We start from the raw sequence: 13,900 nt of genomic DNA on the forward strand, positions 1-13,900 counted from the left end.
ATGATTGAAGTCCACGATGTACGCAAGAAGTTCGGCGCCGTCCAGGCGCTGGGCGGCGTCAGCTTCACCGCGCGCGACGGCCAGATCACCGCGCTGCTCGGCCCCAACGGCGCCGGCAAGACCACCCTGCTGCGCACCCTGGTCGGGCTGCTCAAGCGCGACCACGGCAGCATCTCGATCGACGGCATCGATCCGGAGAAGGATCCGATGGCGGTGCGCCGCAGCATCGGCTTCTTGACGGACCAGTTCGGGCTGTACGAGCGCCTCAGCACGCGCGAATACCTCAGCTACTTCGGTGAACTGAACGGCATGGAGCGCGCCGCGATCGGCAAGCGCATCGACGAGGTGTCCGAGCTGCTCGGCATGGAAGACATCCTGAACCGCCGCAGCAAGGGCTTCTCCCAGGGCCAGCGCATCAAGGTGGCGCTGGCGCGCACCCTGCTGCACCGCCCGCGCCACCTGCTGCTGGACGAACCGAGCCGCGGCCTGGACGTCATGAGCACGCGCGCGCTGCGCACCGCCCTGAGCGCGCTGCGCGCCGACGGCTGCTGCGTGATCATGGCGACCCACGTGATGCAGGAAGTGACCGCGCTGTGCGAAGACGTGATCGTCATCGCCGGCGGCCACACCGTGGCCCAGGGCTCGCCCGAAGAACTGTGCCGGCGCACCGGCATCGCCAACCTGGAAGACGCCTTCGTCAGCCTGGTGGGCACCGAGGAAGGAATCGCATGAAATCCAAGCTGATGATCGTCCTGCGCAAGGAATTGCGCGAGACGCTGCGCGAGAAGCGCACCCTGGCCCTGCTCGCCCTGTTCACCCTGCTCTACCCCGTCATGATCGGCTTCATGCTGCACCAGCTGGTCGACAAGAGCACCAAGACCGAGCGCGAAGGCATCGAGCTGGCCGTGATCGGCGGCGCCAAGGCCCCGACCCTGATGGCGCAGCTGGGCCAGAAGAACATCACGGTCAAGGAAACCGCGCCGATGGAAGAAGACGCCATCGGCGAGCTGCTGCGCACCAAGAAGGCGGTGGCGGTGCTGCGCCTGCCGGACGATTTCACCGAGAGCTACTACGCGATGCGCCCGGCCCGGCTCGAGGTCTGGTTCGACTCCGCCACCGAAAGCAATGCCCAGCGGCGTGATGTGGAAGACGTGCTGGAAGCCTATGGCGCCAACATCGCCAGCGCGCGCCTGCTGGCCCATGGCGTATCGCCCGCGGCGCTGACGCCGATCCAGCTCCAGCGCTACGACACCGGCACCAATGCCTCGCGCTCGGCCATGCTAATCGGCAGCATCATCGGCATCCTGTTTTTCCCGGCCTTCATGCTGAGCATGTCGGCCGCGGTGGACAGCACCGCCGGCGAGCGCGAACGCCGCTCGCTCGAGGTGCTGATGGCGCAGCCGGCGCGCACCTGGGAACTGGTGGGCGGCAAATGGCTGGCCGCGAGCATCCTGGCGATCGTCGGCGTGACCTTCGAGCTGGTGCTGGCCCACCTGATCCTCAAGTGGCTGCCGCTGGAGGAAATCGGCATGTCCTGGAGCCTGGGCTGGGGCCAGCTGGCGCTGGTATGCCTGGTGACGGTGCCGCTGTCGCTGCTGGCCGGTGCGCTCTACGTGGCCCTGGCGATGAACGCCAAGACCTTCAAGGAAGCGCAGACGGTCCTGAGCTTCGTGATGATCGCCCCGCTGGTGCCGGGACTGGTCGTGTCCATGCTCGACCTCAAGACCGCGCAGTGGATGTACCTGGTGCCGATGCTGTCCAACCAGACCCTCGTGAAGGAATTGTCGAAGGGCGGCGACATCGGCGTGCTGCCCTTCGCCATGACCTTCCTGTGCTCGGCGATTCCGGCGCTGGTCGTCGTAGCCATCGCCAGCTGGCGCATGAAGAGCGAACGCTACGTGCTCGCTGTGTAAGCCTGTCGAATCCCGGGGCGCCGGCAAAGGCGCCCCGCCTGCCTTACAATGCTCCGCAGTCAATCCTCAGCGGAGAAATCGAATGGAAGTGAAAGTCAGCTGGAACGGCCCCTCGGGCATGAGTTTTCGCGCCGAAACCGGCAGCGGCCACATGGTGGCGATGGACGGCGCGCCCGAAGGCGGCGGCCATAACCTGGCGCCGCGCCCGATGGAGATGGTCCTGGTCGGCACCGGCGGCTGCACCGCCTACGACGTGGTGCTGATCCTCAAGCGCGGCCGCGAGGACGTGCGCGGCTGCGACGTGACGCTGCAGGCCGAGCGCGCGGACAGCGATCCGAAGGTCTTCACCAAGATCAACTTCCACTTCACGGTCACCGGGCGCAACCTGAAACCGGCGGCGGTGGAGCGCGCGGTCAGCCTGTCGCACGACAAGTACTGCTCGGCCTCGATCATGCTGGCCAAGACGGCCGAGATCACCCACTCGGTGGAGATCGTCGAAGTGTAACTGGCAGGTCAGATGTGATAGGCGGTGGTCGTCATCACCTTCGACATCGCCGTCATCAGCATCTTGACCGGCGCCGGCATATCGGCCGCCCCCAGTGCCTGCGCCGAAGCGCCGTGCGCGATTTCATCGACCCGCATCTGCTCCACGATCGCGCGCGACTTCGCGTCCTGCGGCGGCAGGTCGTCGAGGTGGCGGTTCAGGTGGGCCTCGACCTGGCGCTCGGTCTCGACCACGAAACCGAGGCTGTGCGGATCGCCCAGCTTGGCGGCGATGCTGCCCAGGACATACGAGCCGGCATACCACAGCGGATTGAGCAGGCTGGGCTGCGATCCCAGCTCGGACAGGCGCTCCGCCGTCCAGGCCAGGTGGTCTTCTTCCTCGCGCGCCGACTTCGCGAACTGGGTGCGGATCGTCGGGCTCTTGCCGAAACGCGCCTGCGCATCGTACAGCGCCTGCGCGCACACTTCACCGACGTGGTTCACGCGCATCAGGCCCGCGCTGTGGCGGCGCTCGTCGTCGCTCAGTTCGCAGTCGGTGGCGTGCGCGCCCGGATTCGGGCGCGCAGAGGCGGCGACGCCGCCGACCACGCGCAGGGCCTTGTCGAAGCCGGTGATCAACTGGTCGAGGGGGGAACTGGAACGGTAGGCGCTCATGATGTGATCAATGCAAATCCGAAAACATCATTATAGGCCCTGCGCCGGACCTCAGGCGCCCGCTGCCCCCGCCTCGGCTTTCCGGCGCGCGATCCAGTCGGCCAGCGGGCCGCTGGGTTCCAGCCCGGAGATGTTCTTCGCCACCCCCAGGTTCAGCTCGAGCAGGAAGGGGATCGACGCGGCCGGCACTTCCGGGCAGTGGCGCCGGAAAGCCTCCATGAAGCGCCCGCATTCGACGGTCGGCATCACCTTCTGGCCGCTCATGAACTGCAGCACGCTGGTGATGGTGTGGCCCTTGCCCAGCGTGTGATAAATGAAGCGGTTGAACTCGCGGTCGACCTTCTTGAAGTCGATCGTCTCTTCCGTCATCAACGCCGCCAGGTAGAACAATCCCAGCGCCACCCGGAACCAGTCGGTCGACTCGGTGCGGTCGCGTCCCTCGCGCATCAGCGCCAACAGCTTGTCCTGGATGGCCTTGTTCATGCTGTCATTATCCACATTTCCGTCGAGTACGGGAGCAATGTTTTCTTGCGGAAATATTAAGTGCGCCCTGACATGCGTTCTGTCATCAAATTATGCAGCCTGGGCGGCCGAAGCGACCGCGCGTCGCAGAGTTACCACAAAACCCAAGACAATTTTATACAATGCAAGTGTTGAAAAAGGTTTATATGCACGCTTGGGGGCATTGATGGAATTGAAAATCCGCAATTTGTCGAAGACTTACGCGAATGGCGTGGTTGCGCTCGACCGTGTCACCCTGAACATTCCGGCCGGAATGTTCGGGTTGCTCGGTCCGAACGGCGCCGGCAAATCGACGTTGATGCGGATCCTGGCCACCCTGCAGGAATGCGATTCGGGTTCGGTGTTCCTGGATGATATCGACGTGCTGGACGAAAAGGACGAGGTGCGCCGCATGCTCGGCTACCTGCCGCAGGATTTCGGCGTCTACCCGAAAGTAACCGCTTACGAACTGCTCGACCATTTCGCCCAGCTCAAGGGCCTGTCGCACAAGCACCGTCGGCGCGAAGTGGTCGACGGCCTGCTCCAGCAAACCAACCTCTGGGAAGTGCGCAACCAGCGCCTCGGCGGCTTTTCGGGCGGCATGCGCCAGCGCTTCGGCATCGCCCAGGCCCTGCTGGGCGACCCGCGCCTGATCATCGTCGACGAACCCACCGCCGGCCTGGACCCGCAGGAGCGGGTGCGCTTCCACAACCTGCTGTCCGAGATCGGCGAGGACAAGACCGTCATCCTGTCCACCCACATCGTGTCCGACGTGGCCGACCTGTGCGCCAACATGGCGATCATCCACAAGGGCCACGTGCTGCTGTGCGGCGACCCGCAGGATCTCACCTACGAAATCGAAGACTATATCTGGGCGCGCTTCGTCACCAAGCAGGAGCTGCCGGTATTCCAGAAGCGCCACCAGGTCATCTCCACCCGCCTGCTCACCGGTCGCACCCTGATCCACGTGTATGCCGAGAGCGACCCGGGCGACGGCTTCGAGCCGGCCCGCGCCAGCCTGGAAGACGTGTACTTCGCCACCATCGCCGGAAAATTCAACGCCGCCGCGGGGAATTGTTAAGCAATGTGGTCCTTGTTCGCCATCGCCCGCTTCGAAGCGCGCCAGCGGCTGCGGCTGCTGTCCACCTGGATCTACTTCGGCATGTTCCTGGCGCTGGCGATGCTGTGGATGGCGGCGGCGGGCGGCGCCTTCCGCGACGCCATCGTCACCTTCGGCGGCCGGGTCCTGATCAATGCGCCGCGCCAGATCGCGCTGACCGCCTCCTTCCTCGGCTGCTTCGGCGTGATCGTGGTGGCGGCCGTGATGGGCCGTTCGGTGCAGCAGGACTTCGAATACGAGATGCAGCATTTCTTCTTCAGCGCGCCGATCCGCAAGGCGGATTACGTGCTGGGACGCTTCCTCGGGGCCTTCGTCACGCTGGCGGTGATCCTGTCGAGCATCGTGCTGGGCGCCTGGCTCGGCAGCTACATCCCCGGCATCGAGCCCGACCGCCTGGGGCCGAACGGGGTGGCGGCCTACCTGCTGCCCTGGCTGCTCACCCTGCTGCCGAATACCTTCATCTTCGGCGCCCTGTTCTTCGTGCTGGCCGCGCTGTCGCGCCGCATGCTGCCGGTCTACGTGGCCAGCATCGTCATGATGATCGGCTACATCGTCGCGCCCTCGCTGGCGCGTGACCTCGACTACAAGACCCTCGCCGCGCTGATCGATCCCTTCGGCACCACGGCCCTGATCCGCCTCACCGAATACTGGCCGATCGCCGAGCGCAACACGCGCCCGGTGACCCTGGAAGGCGTCTACCTGGTGAACCGCCTGATCTGGGTCGGGTTCGGGCTGGTGGTCCTGCTGCTCGGCTACTGGCGCTTCCACACCACCGGCAACCTCGACCCGCGCCACAAGAAGGGCCAGCAGCTGGCGGATGCACCTGCGCCGGCGCCGCTGTCCCAGGCCGCCGTCGACACCCGCGAAGCGCCCGACTTCGAACGCCGCAGCCTGGCTTTCCTGCTGGGGAAGTCGGTCTGGTACAACCTGCGCGAGTCGAGCAAGAACGTGTATTTCCTGGCCCTCGCGGTCGCCGGCGCCCTGATCCTGGCCGCCAGCTCGCTCGACCTGGGCTCGATCTACGGCACCAATACCCTGCCCGTCACCTACATGGTGCTGGACCTGATCCGCGACGTGTTCGAGCTGTACATGCTGGTGGTGACCACCCTGTTCGCCGGCGAGATGGTATGGCGCGAACGCGAGGCCCGCATGTCGCAGATGCTCGACGCCATGCCCGCGCCGACCTGGCTGCCGCTCGCCGGCAAGACCCTGGCCCTGGTCGGCCTGCAGGCCCTGCTGCTGGTGATGGCGATGCTGGTCGGGATGCTGATCCAGCTGTTCAAGGGCTACTTCGGGCTGGAGCCCGGCCTCTACCTGCGCTTCCTGTTCACGGTGCTGCTGCCGCACTACGCGCTGCTGGCGGTGGCGGCGGTTGCGATGCAGGTGGTCGTCAACAACCGCTACCTGGCCTACTTCATCCTGATCGCCCTCTATCTGGTCGCCGGCACCGCGCGCGGCTTCGGCTTCGACCATCCGATGCTGGTCTACGGGGCCACCCCGTCCTTCAGCTATTCGGCGATGAACGGCTTCGGCCACTACCTGCCGCGCGAGTACCTGTTCCAGCTCTACTGGAGCGGCCTGGCGCTGATGCTGATGGTGGCCGCGCGGGTGCTGTGGGCGCGCGGCGTCGACACCGGCTGGCGCGAGCGCCTGCGCCTGGCGCGCCGCAACCTCTCGCGGCCGGTGCTGGCCGGCTTCGGCGCCGGCCTGCTGGTCTTCGCCGGCACCGGCGCGCTGCTGGCCTATGAGCTGCATGCGGGCGGCTACCAGACCAGCGCCCGCCAGGAACGTGCGCGCGCCGACTACGAACTGCGCTACCGCCGCTTCGCCAGACTGCCGCAGCCGCGCATCACCGACGTCAACCTGGAGGTCGACATCCGGCCGCGCACGCGCGCCCTGTTCGTCAAAGGCTACTATCAGCTGGAGAACCGCAGCAGCGGCCCGATCCAGGACATCGTCCTGTACCAGCAGCGCGGGGCCGAGCTGTCGGCGCGCTTCTCGCAGGCGGCGCGCCAGGTGGCGGCCGACCCGGAGCTCGGCTTCTACCGCTACCGCCTGGCCCAGCCGCTGGCGCCGGGGGCGCGCATGGCGCTCGCATTCCACCTCAAGTACGCTCCGGGCGGCTGGCTGGGGCTGGGCCGCGACACCCCGGTCGTCGGCAACGGCAGCTTCTTCACCAACGAGGTCATGCCGCGCATCGGCTACCAGCCCTCGGTGGAGCTGCAGGATGACCGCGACCGCAAGCGCCGCGGCCTGCCGCCGAAAGACCCGATGGCCGCGCGCGAGGACCTGGCTGCGCGCGCCAACAACGGCGTCGGCGTGGACGCCGACTGGATCAATTTCGATGCGGTGGTCAGCACCAGCCCGGACCAGGTGGCGATCGCGCCCGGCACGCTGGAGAAGGAATGGATGCACGGCGGCAGGCGTTACTTCCACTACCGGATGGACAAGCCCATCCTCAACTTCTATGCCTTCCAGTCGGCGCGCTACGAAGTGCGGCACGACCGCTGGCAGGACGTGACCATCGACGTGTTCTACCACCCCGGCCACGAGGTCAACGTCGAGCGCATGATCGGCGGCGCCCAGGCCGGCCTCGACTACGCCTCGCGCCGTTTCGGGCCCTACCAGTTCAACGCGCTGCGCATCGTCGAGTTCCCGCGCTACGCGAGCTACGCCCAGGCTTTCCCGGGCACCATCCCGTTCTCGGAAAGCATGGGTTTCATCGCCCGCATCGACGAGGATTCGCCGAAGGACATCGATTATCCGTTCTACGTCAGCGCCCACGAGGCGGCGCACCAGTGGTGGGGCCACCAGCTGGTGGGCGCCGATACCCGCGGTTCCACCGTGCTGTCGGAGAGCCTGTCCGAGTACACCGCGCTGATGGTCATGAAGCGCAGCAACGGCGGCCAGAAGATGCGCCGCTTCCTGCGCTACAACCTGGACGCCTACCTGATGGGCCGCGCCATGGAGCGCCGCAAGGAACTTCCGCTGGCGCAAAACGAACACCAGGACTACGTCCACTACCGCAAGGGCAGCCTGGCGCTGTACCTGCTGGCCGACCTGCTGGGCGAAGACACCGTCAACGGCGTGCTGCGCGGCCTGCTGAAGGAACACGGATCGAAGGGTGCGCCCTACCCGACCGTGCTGGCGCTGGTCGACGGGCTGCGCGCGGTGGCGCCCCCCGACAAGGCTTACCTGATCGAGGACCTGTTCGAGCACATCGTCCTGTACGAGAACCGTGCCGACAGCGCCACCGTGCGGCGGCGCCCGGACGGCAAGTTCGAGGTGACGATCAAGGCGCATGCCGGCAAGGTGCGCGCGGGCGAGCTGGGCGACGAGAAGCCGGCGCCGCTGAAGGACTACATCGAATTCGGCGTCGACGACCGCAACGGCAACCCGCTGGCGCGCGAGCGGCGCCTGGTCGACCGGGCCAGCCAGACGGTCACGCTGGTGGTCGGTGCACGCCCGGCGCGGGCCGGAATCGACCCCGATAACAAGCTGATCGACAGAAAACCGACGGATAACATGGTTGCAGTCGACAACCCCTGAAACTACAGGTAATATTTCAGAAATATTATCCGAAGGAACATCATGTCGAATCTGGTTGCCGAGATCGCCGAAAAGATCCAGCTGCTGAGCGCAGATGACAAGCACGCCCTGTTGCGCATGCTCCTCCAGGATATCGATGGTCCCGACGAGGATGCCGACGAGGCCTGGCGCAACGAAGTCGTGCGCCGCGTGAAAGCGATCCGCAATGGCGAGGCGGCCATCAGCGCGCTGAAGGAATGGCAGGAGTAAGATTCATCCGGCGCCCAGTACGCCCACCAGGAAAAACCGCGGTCAGACCGCGGTTTTTTGTTTTTCACCCCTGAGCGCCATCCTCGGCGGCCTGTACTTGCCTGAGCAACTCCATCGTCTCGGCCGGCACGTTCTCGATATAGCGCTTCATCACGATGTCGGGGCGGTCCGGGCCGACGCAGGTGAGGGTCTGTCCCGGGGCCTCGTAGCGGCAGGTGATCGTCATCGCTTCCGGCGCCGGCAGCTTGTCGCCAGGGCGCACGACCGAGCGCGGGATGAAGGGCTGTAGCTTCAGGACCTCGCCGTCGACCGCCGCCCGCAACGGCAGGCCCATGATGACGCGCCCCGGCGCCGGCTTGCCCTTGTCCGGGCCGCTGGTAATCGTCATTGGCGGTGTCGAACCGGTGAATGAGCCGAAGCCATCGGGCAGCAACAGCAGTTCGTATTGGGCAACCGTACCGGCATGTAAGGACTCGGCAGTGCCCCACACCCCGGCCAGGTGCGCCGGCACGGGGTCGGCGGCATGCGCGGATACCTGGCATGACGCGAACAGAAGGACATGACGCAGGATCTGGTTGACTGGCATGAGGCTCCTTGTGATTGCTTGGTCTACCTCGCCCATCGCAGCGAGGGAATGTAGTCGGCACTCTCGGAAATCGAATTATGCCCGGTCCCGTCGATGACGCGCAGCTGCGCCACGCCCGCGGGGAAGTGCGACAGCAGCCGGCGGGCGCTGTCCGCCGGGATGAATTCGTCCTGCCCGGCCGCGACCAGCAGCGTGGGCGCCGTCACGCGCGGCGCATGCTGCGCGGACGCATACTGGTCGCGCAAGAGCCAGCGTACCGGAAAATACGGAAACTGGCGGGCGGCGAGTCCGGCCAGGCTGTCGAAGGGCGTCACCAGGACCAGCCGGCTGACCGGCCGCCGGCTGGCCAACTGCACCGCCACGCCGCTGCCGAGGCTGCGCCCGATCACGACGATGTCCTTGTGCTCGCGCGCGACCCGGTCGAACAGCGCCAGCGCATCGCCCACCAGCGCCTCCTCGGACGGGCTGCCGGTGCTGCCGGTGTAGCCCCGGTAATGCAGCAAATACAGCGCGCGCTCCGGGAAGGCGCGGTCCAGCAGGGGCAGGCTGGCCGTCACGTCCTCGGCGTTCCCGCCCAGGTAAATCAGGGCCCGTTCCCCCGCCAGCGGCCGTTCGGACACCTTCACGGAGGCGCCGGCCACCTCGAGGATCGAGGTCTGCGGCGCAGTGTAGGCGGCAACCGCCGGCGGAAAATAGATCAGCGAGCGCTGCATGAAAAACAGCGCCAGGCAGGCAGCCGCATAGACGCCCATGGCGAGCAGCAGGGTGACGGTCAAGGTCTTCTGCATGCTCCGGGGATCGGGCGGAAATGGCGACACATCCGGGATGCTTATTCCACCTCGGCTGTATCCGCTACCTGCGGGCGCGCCTTGGCGGCACGCGGCAGTGCCGGACGGACCGGTGGACGCGGCCGGTGCTGGACGGCCGCTTGTGCCGACACCTGGGCCTGCTCCACCAGCTGGAAGGTATCCACCAGTTGCGCCAGCCCGCCGGCCTGCTCGCGCATCGCGGCCGCCGCCGCGGCGGCCTGCTCGACCAGGGCGGCGTTCTGTTGCGTCACCTCGTCCATTTGCGCGATCGCGCCGTTCACCTGCTCGATGCCGTCGCGCTGCTCTTCGCTGGCGGCCGCGATCTCGCCGATGATGTCGGACACGCGCTTCACGCTGGACACCACTTCGTCCATCGTGCGGCCGGCCTGGTCCACCAGGCGCGAACCGGCTTCCACCCGCGACACCGAGTCGCCGATCAGGCCCTTGATCTCTTTCGCCGCCGCGGCCGAGCGCTGCGCCAGATTGCGCACCTCGCCAGCCACCACCGCGAAGCCGCGGCCCTGCTCGCCGGCGCGTGCCGCCTCGACTGCCGCGTTCAGCGCCAGGATATTGGTCTGGAAGGCGATGCCGTCGATGACGGTGATGATGTCGGCGATCTTGCGCGAGGCTTCGTTGATCGAGCCCATCGTCACCACCACCTCGCCGCCGCGCGCGGCGGTGTCGGCGGCGCTGGCGGCCAGCTGGGTGGCCTGGCGCGCGTTGTCGGCGTTCTGCTTGACGGTCGAGGTCAGCTCTTCCATCGAGGACGCGGTTTCCTCCAGCGAGCTGGCTTGCTGCTCGGTGCGGCTCGACAGGTCCTGGTTGCCGGCCGAAATCTCGCCGGCCGCGGTCGCGATGGCGCCGGTACCGGCGCGCACCTTCGACACGATCGATACCAAGGAGGCGTTCATGTCCTTCAGCGCCGCCATCAGTTCGCCGGCTTCGTCGTTGGTGCGGACCTTGACGTCGCTGGTCAGGTCGCCTTGCGCCACTTTGCTGGCCAGGCTGACCGCGCGGCGCAGCGGGATGCTGATGTTGCGGCCCAGCTGGTAGGCCATGAAGACCGCCAGGATGCCGGCGATCAGGCCGCCGCCGACGAGCGTGCGGCGCATGGCCGAGCGGGCCTCGACGATATTCGTCGCGCGCTGCGCCAGCAGTTCCTCCTCCGCCGCCCTCACCTGCGACACCACCGCGCGCATGGCGTCCATGCCGGCCTTGCCCTTGCCGGCCTGGACCGTTGCAACGACCTGCGACAGGTCGCCGTCGACAGCGGCGCGACGCTGGGCGATCACCGGATCGATTGCCTGCGCCAGCCAGTTTCGCTGATGCTGCGCGAGCAGTGTCAGGCGCCCCTGCTGTGCCGCGTTGTCGGTGGTGAGCGCAAGCGCCCGCTCGAGGTGCTGCTGGAAGTCCTGCTTGCCGGCCGTGTAAGGCTGCAGCGAGGCCTCCTGGCCGGTCAGGGCATAGCCACGTTCGCCGGTTTCGATATTCACCAGCGCTTCCATGGCGCCATCGACTTCGGCCAGCACCCGGTAGGTGTGGACGTTGGCGTCGTTGGCGGAGTCGAGCGCGGTGACCTTGGCGTAGGCGATGGCGACCACGATGCCGGTAATGCCGATGAGGACGCCGTAGCCGAGGTACAGGCGGGTCGCAATTTTCAGGTCGGAGAGCTTCATGGGTTCAGACGGGTCTCGATATCGTTGTAAGTGTTGTGCCTGTTTGCAGGCGGACCGAATGATGAAACTTAATGCTTGAATTACTTGTTCGATTATTACCGGAACAAGTGCTTAATGAAAAGCAAATTTTTTAGTGCCGGGAACGGGATGCCGGACGAGGTGATTGCCGGGGACTGCGTGCTGGTTCGCGCGCTGTTGGCGGCCCTGGTCTCGGAGCCACGGCTGGACGCGTCCATCGGCAAGGCGCGTGCATTGATGGAAGGCCGCTGAACGCAGCGGTAAGTACCCGGCGGAGACGGTCAGGCAACGGTTCCAGGCCCTGTCGACGCCTTGGTTCCATGGTGTGCATGCGCGCCATCGCCCGCGTCCGGCGCGTTGAGCTGGGCAACTTCACGGTCGAGTTGCGCGAGCATGCGGCGCAGCTGAAGGTGGGCCAGACCTATGCCTGGCGTTTTCGCGGCGAAGTGCTGATGCGCTGGTACCCTGCCCCGGCTGTTCGCCTGCAGGCAGCGTCAGCGGATGACCTTGCTCACACCTTGACCGATGTCGCCGCCGACGAGACCAGCGTTGCGCCACACGAGGTCTTGTGTCCTTCGAAGGCCACCGGGACGCCGTCGAGAAGCACCGCTGGATCGCCTTCGGCAATCACGCATGGCGAATGCCCTTTGATTGGGCACATGCACGCGTCTCCCTGCCGGGCCACCGTGATGCCGTGCACACGTGCCATACCGGAAGCGGCGACAACCTTGCCGCCATGGCTGGTAGCGTCGCCGAGTCGGATCACGCCTTTCACGGTCTTCCTCCGGGGTAATTTACTGGCGCTTGGGTGAACGAAGGGATACGCGCGCACCAATCGGTGACTTCCAAGTGCAGGTTTCGCATACGTTCTCTCTGGATGTCGAGTGAGTAGTTTCGGTTCAGCGATCCCTGAGCCAACGCCAGATGGTCAATCCATAGGCAGAGCCAAGACTGCCCATAGGCTCATCCAATCCATAGAACCGTTCCGATGCGTTCACATCCTGCGTCTGCCAAACCCCTGCCTTCGGACAGGGCTGACCTGCTTTCGCAAGCAATTCAGAATTCTGCTCATGCTGACGTGTGGACGGAATAAGGGGATGCCACGTAGTGGCAACGGCAATTGTTTCGGCACTAGGTAGGTAAGCCCCTTCGGCTTCGAGCTCTTCCTCGGTTTTTACAATATGGAATGCCGGTTGCATCCGTAACCCTTTGATGGCAAAAGTCAGACTGTGCCTTTCCAGTCCCGTGTCGGGATACCACACGCCGGTCCAAGGCACTTCGTCTCCCGTCTTGCATGTGACTGATCTGTCAACGGAATATTCCGGCAGCGGGTCTGGCAGATCCCAGGATGGAAGTGGCTGATACTGATTGAGGTTGAAGTTGTACGTTTTAATAATCTCTTCCGCCGGAAATCCATCATCGTCGTTTGCTCTTTCAGGACAATTCGGATCTGGATCGAAAAAGCTCTCTCCTTTTATCATTGCGTTGTTAAGTGCATTGGAAATCTGCCTAGCAAAAGTCATCAATAGACCTATCCTTTGATCATTAAACTCATGATACTCAGCCTTGGTCATCCAGCCATGAAGCGGCTGCTCCATCATTCCGCGAACATCTCCTCTGAAGCAACGTGCTGTCTCCCATATAAACTTGTAATCTCCAAGTTCCGCCATTTCGGCACCGCGATAGAAATCACGAGCAAGCGCCTTGAACGTATCAAAAATCTGATTATTTCGGCCAAAATTCGAAACTTCTTTAGATACAGCTAGTGTTCCAAACCATTCGATAGTTTGTTCACATTCCTGGGCTGCAGCTTTAAAGAAGCTGTTCGAAGTGAATAAATACCAGATAGCAGCTTCCAAGTTTAAATCTCTCATACACCTCTCCAGTTAGTCAACCTTATCTCAATGCTGGCACAGTCAAAAGGATTCTTTTGGCCTCCTGATGAGTATAATCCGTAGCTCCCCAACCAGTTTCAATCGGGCCTTTAATATGCGGATCTGTAATTTTTGCCCGTAGCTTCGCTGGTGCCGTCTCACCTGCCAAGTCTATATATTCCACTCTACGATCTAGGTTGCCACGATGATCTACGATCACCTCGCCATTCTCTCGATTAATTCTAGGCAAAGCTTCAACCATTTCATCGCGCTTGCCGGGAAAGAACACTATCTGTTCTCCTCCACCTTCCAAGCAATAGTCGGTACCTTTGAGGTACTCTGATTTTTTCGGACACTCTTGTTTGGTAAAGTTCACCAACAGGAGCTTTTATGATGACATTGAAGAAGACGTACACCCCGGAACTCAAGGAAGAAGCCGTGAAGCTG

General features: G+C 64.4%; 15 protein-coding genes. 7 read left to right on the forward strand and 8 right to left on the reverse strand.

Features of this window, described 5'->3' with window-relative positions; genetic code table 11:
- The 3 genes from AC56LK_RS07510 (at position 1) to AC56LK_RS07520 (ending at position 2,418) form a co-directional block, all read left to right on the forward strand.
- Complete coding sequence (locus AC56LK_RS07510) at positions 1–732, forward strand: ABC transporter ATP-binding protein (RefSeq protein ID WP_497183931.1); 732 nt, start codon at positions 1–3, stop codon at positions 730–732.
- Positions 729–1,913, forward strand: a complete 1,185-nt coding sequence (locus AC56LK_RS07515) for an ABC transporter permease (protein ID WP_497183932.1) — start codon at positions 729–731, stop codon at positions 1,911–1,913. Before AC56LK_RS07510 ends, AC56LK_RS07515 begins: the two co-directional genes overlap by 4 nt.
- An 82-nt stretch (positions 1,914–1,995) precedes the next feature.
- Positions 1,996–2,418, forward strand: a complete 423-nt coding sequence (locus tag AC56LK_RS07520; protein WP_497183933.1) for an OsmC family protein — start codon at positions 1,996–1,998, stop codon at positions 2,416–2,418.
- An 8-nt stretch (positions 2,419–2,426) separates the two neighbouring features.
- On the opposite strand, the gene coq7 is transcribed toward AC56LK_RS07520, so the two are convergent.
- Together coq7 and AC56LK_RS07530 are read right to left on the reverse strand one after the other, a co-directional pair.
- Complete coding sequence (coq7, locus tag AC56LK_RS07525; RefSeq protein WP_497183934.1) at positions 2,427–3,071, reverse strand: 2-polyprenyl-3-methyl-6-methoxy-1,4-benzoquinone monooxygenase; 645 nt, start codon at positions 3,069–3,071, stop codon at positions 2,427–2,429.
- Between the two features lie 51 nt (positions 3,072–3,122).
- Positions 3,123–3,554, reverse strand: a complete 432-nt coding sequence (locus AC56LK_RS07530) for a hypothetical protein (protein WP_497183935.1) — start codon at positions 3,552–3,554, stop codon at positions 3,123–3,125.
- Positions 3,555–3,759: 205 nt separating this feature from the next.
- Between AC56LK_RS07530 and AC56LK_RS07535 the strand changes: the two genes are divergently transcribed.
- The 3 genes from AC56LK_RS07535 to AC56LK_RS07545 are packed head-to-tail and all read left to right on the forward strand — an operon-like array spanning position 3,760 to position 8,490.
- Complete coding sequence (locus tag AC56LK_RS07535) at positions 3,760–4,653, forward strand: ABC transporter ATP-binding protein (protein ID WP_436107551.1); 894 nt, start codon at positions 3,760–3,762, stop codon at positions 4,651–4,653.
- Positions 4,654–4,656: 3 nt separating this feature from the next.
- On the forward strand, positions 4,657–8,241 hold the full coding sequence (locus tag AC56LK_RS07540; RefSeq protein WP_497183936.1) for an ABC transporter permease/M1 family aminopeptidase: 3,585 nt from the start codon (positions 4,657–4,659) through the stop codon (positions 8,239–8,241).
- Positions 8,242–8,283: 42 nt separating this feature from the next.
- A complete protein-coding gene (locus tag AC56LK_RS07545; protein ID WP_497183937.1) occupies positions 8,284–8,490 on the forward strand; it encodes an addiction module protein in 207 nt (68 codons plus the stop codon).
- Between the two features lie 64 nt (positions 8,491–8,554).
- Here the strand turns inward: AC56LK_RS07545 and AC56LK_RS07550 are convergent, their stop codons facing one another.
- From AC56LK_RS07550 to AC56LK_RS07560, 3 genes are read right to left on the reverse strand one after another with little or no spacing between them, the layout of a single operon-like run.
- Positions 8,555–9,076, reverse strand: coding sequence for a hypothetical protein (locus AC56LK_RS07550; protein ID WP_497183938.1), 522 nt, complete (start codon positions 9,074–9,076; stop codon positions 8,555–8,557).
- Between the two features lie 23 nt (positions 9,077–9,099).
- On the reverse strand, positions 9,100–9,864 hold the full coding sequence (locus AC56LK_RS07555; RefSeq protein WP_497183939.1) for an alpha/beta hydrolase: 765 nt from the start codon (positions 9,862–9,864) through the stop codon (positions 9,100–9,102).
- Between the two features lie 41 nt (positions 9,865–9,905).
- Entirely contained in the window at positions 9,906–11,561 is a 1,656-nt protein-coding gene (locus tag AC56LK_RS07560) for a methyl-accepting chemotaxis protein (protein ID WP_497183940.1), read from the reverse strand.
- A 75-nt stretch (positions 11,562–11,636) separates the two neighbouring features.
- Here AC56LK_RS07560 and AC56LK_RS07565 point away from each other — a divergent pair, with 75 nt between their 5' ends.
- Positions 11,637–11,831, forward strand: a complete 195-nt coding sequence (locus tag AC56LK_RS07565; RefSeq protein ID WP_497183941.1) for a hypothetical protein — start codon at positions 11,637–11,639, stop codon at positions 11,829–11,831.
- Positions 11,832–12,090: 259 nt separating this feature from the next.
- On the opposite strand, the gene AC56LK_RS07570 is transcribed toward AC56LK_RS07565, so the two are convergent.
- The 3 genes from AC56LK_RS07570 to AC56LK_RS07580 all read right to left on the reverse strand — a co-directional run bounded on the left by AC56LK_RS07570 (position 12,091) and on the right by AC56LK_RS07580 (position 13,832).
- On the reverse strand, positions 12,091–12,354 hold the full coding sequence (locus AC56LK_RS07570; protein ID WP_497183942.1) for a PAAR domain-containing protein: 264 nt from the start codon (positions 12,352–12,354) through the stop codon (positions 12,091–12,093).
- 124 nt (positions 12,355–12,478) lie between these two features.
- On the reverse strand, positions 12,479–13,453 hold the full coding sequence (locus AC56LK_RS07575; RefSeq protein WP_497183943.1) for a hypothetical protein: 975 nt from the start codon (positions 13,451–13,453) through the stop codon (positions 12,479–12,481).
- A gap of 22 nt (positions 13,454–13,475) precedes the next feature.
- A complete protein-coding gene (locus AC56LK_RS07580; RefSeq protein ID WP_497183944.1) occupies positions 13,476–13,832 on the reverse strand; it encodes a hypothetical protein in 357 nt (118 codons plus the stop codon).
- Between the last annotated feature and the right edge of the window lie 68 nt (positions 13,833–13,900).

The sequence above is a fragment of the Telluria sp. ZB4P36 genome, from assembly GCF_059685865.1.

Bases quoted from the DNA above. Each gene is read 5' to 3' on its own strand.
- AC56LK_RS07510 (WP_497183931.1), top strand. From the start codon at position 1: ATGATTGAAGTCCACGATGTACGCAAGAAGTTCGGCGCCGTCCAGGCG.
- AC56LK_RS07515 (WP_497183932.1), top strand. From the start codon at position 729: ATGAAATCCAAGCTGATGATCGTCCTGCGCAAGGAATTGCGCGAGACG.
- AC56LK_RS07520 (WP_497183933.1), top strand. From the start codon at position 1,996: ATGGAAGTGAAAGTCAGCTGGAACGGCCCCTCGGGCATGAGTTTTCGC.
- coq7 (WP_497183934.1), bottom strand. From the start codon at position 3,071: ATGAGCGCCTACCGTTCCAGTTCCCCCCTCGACCAGTTGATCACCGGC.
- AC56LK_RS07530 (WP_497183935.1), bottom strand. From the start codon at position 3,554: ATGAACAAGGCCATCCAGGACAAGCTGTTGGCGCTGATGCGCGAGGGA.
- AC56LK_RS07535 (WP_436107551.1), top strand. From the start codon at position 3,760: ATGGAATTGAAAATCCGCAATTTGTCGAAGACTTACGCGAATGGCGTG.
- AC56LK_RS07540 (WP_497183936.1), top strand. From the start codon at position 4,657: ATGTGGTCCTTGTTCGCCATCGCCCGCTTCGAAGCGCGCCAGCGGCTG.
- AC56LK_RS07545 (WP_497183937.1), top strand. From the start codon at position 8,284: ATGTCGAATCTGGTTGCCGAGATCGCCGAAAAGATCCAGCTGCTGAGC.
- AC56LK_RS07550 (WP_497183938.1), bottom strand. From the start codon at position 9,076: ATGCCAGTCAACCAGATCCTGCGTCATGTCCTTCTGTTCGCGTCATGC.
- AC56LK_RS07555 (WP_497183939.1), bottom strand. From the start codon at position 9,864: ATGCAGAAGACCTTGACCGTCACCCTGCTGCTCGCCATGGGCGTCTAT.
- AC56LK_RS07560 (WP_497183940.1), bottom strand. From the start codon at position 11,561: ATGAAGCTCTCCGACCTGAAAATTGCGACCCGCCTGTACCTCGGCTAC.
- AC56LK_RS07575 (WP_497183943.1), bottom strand. From the start codon at position 13,453: ATGAGAGATTTAAACTTGGAAGCTGCTATCTGGTATTTATTCACTTCG.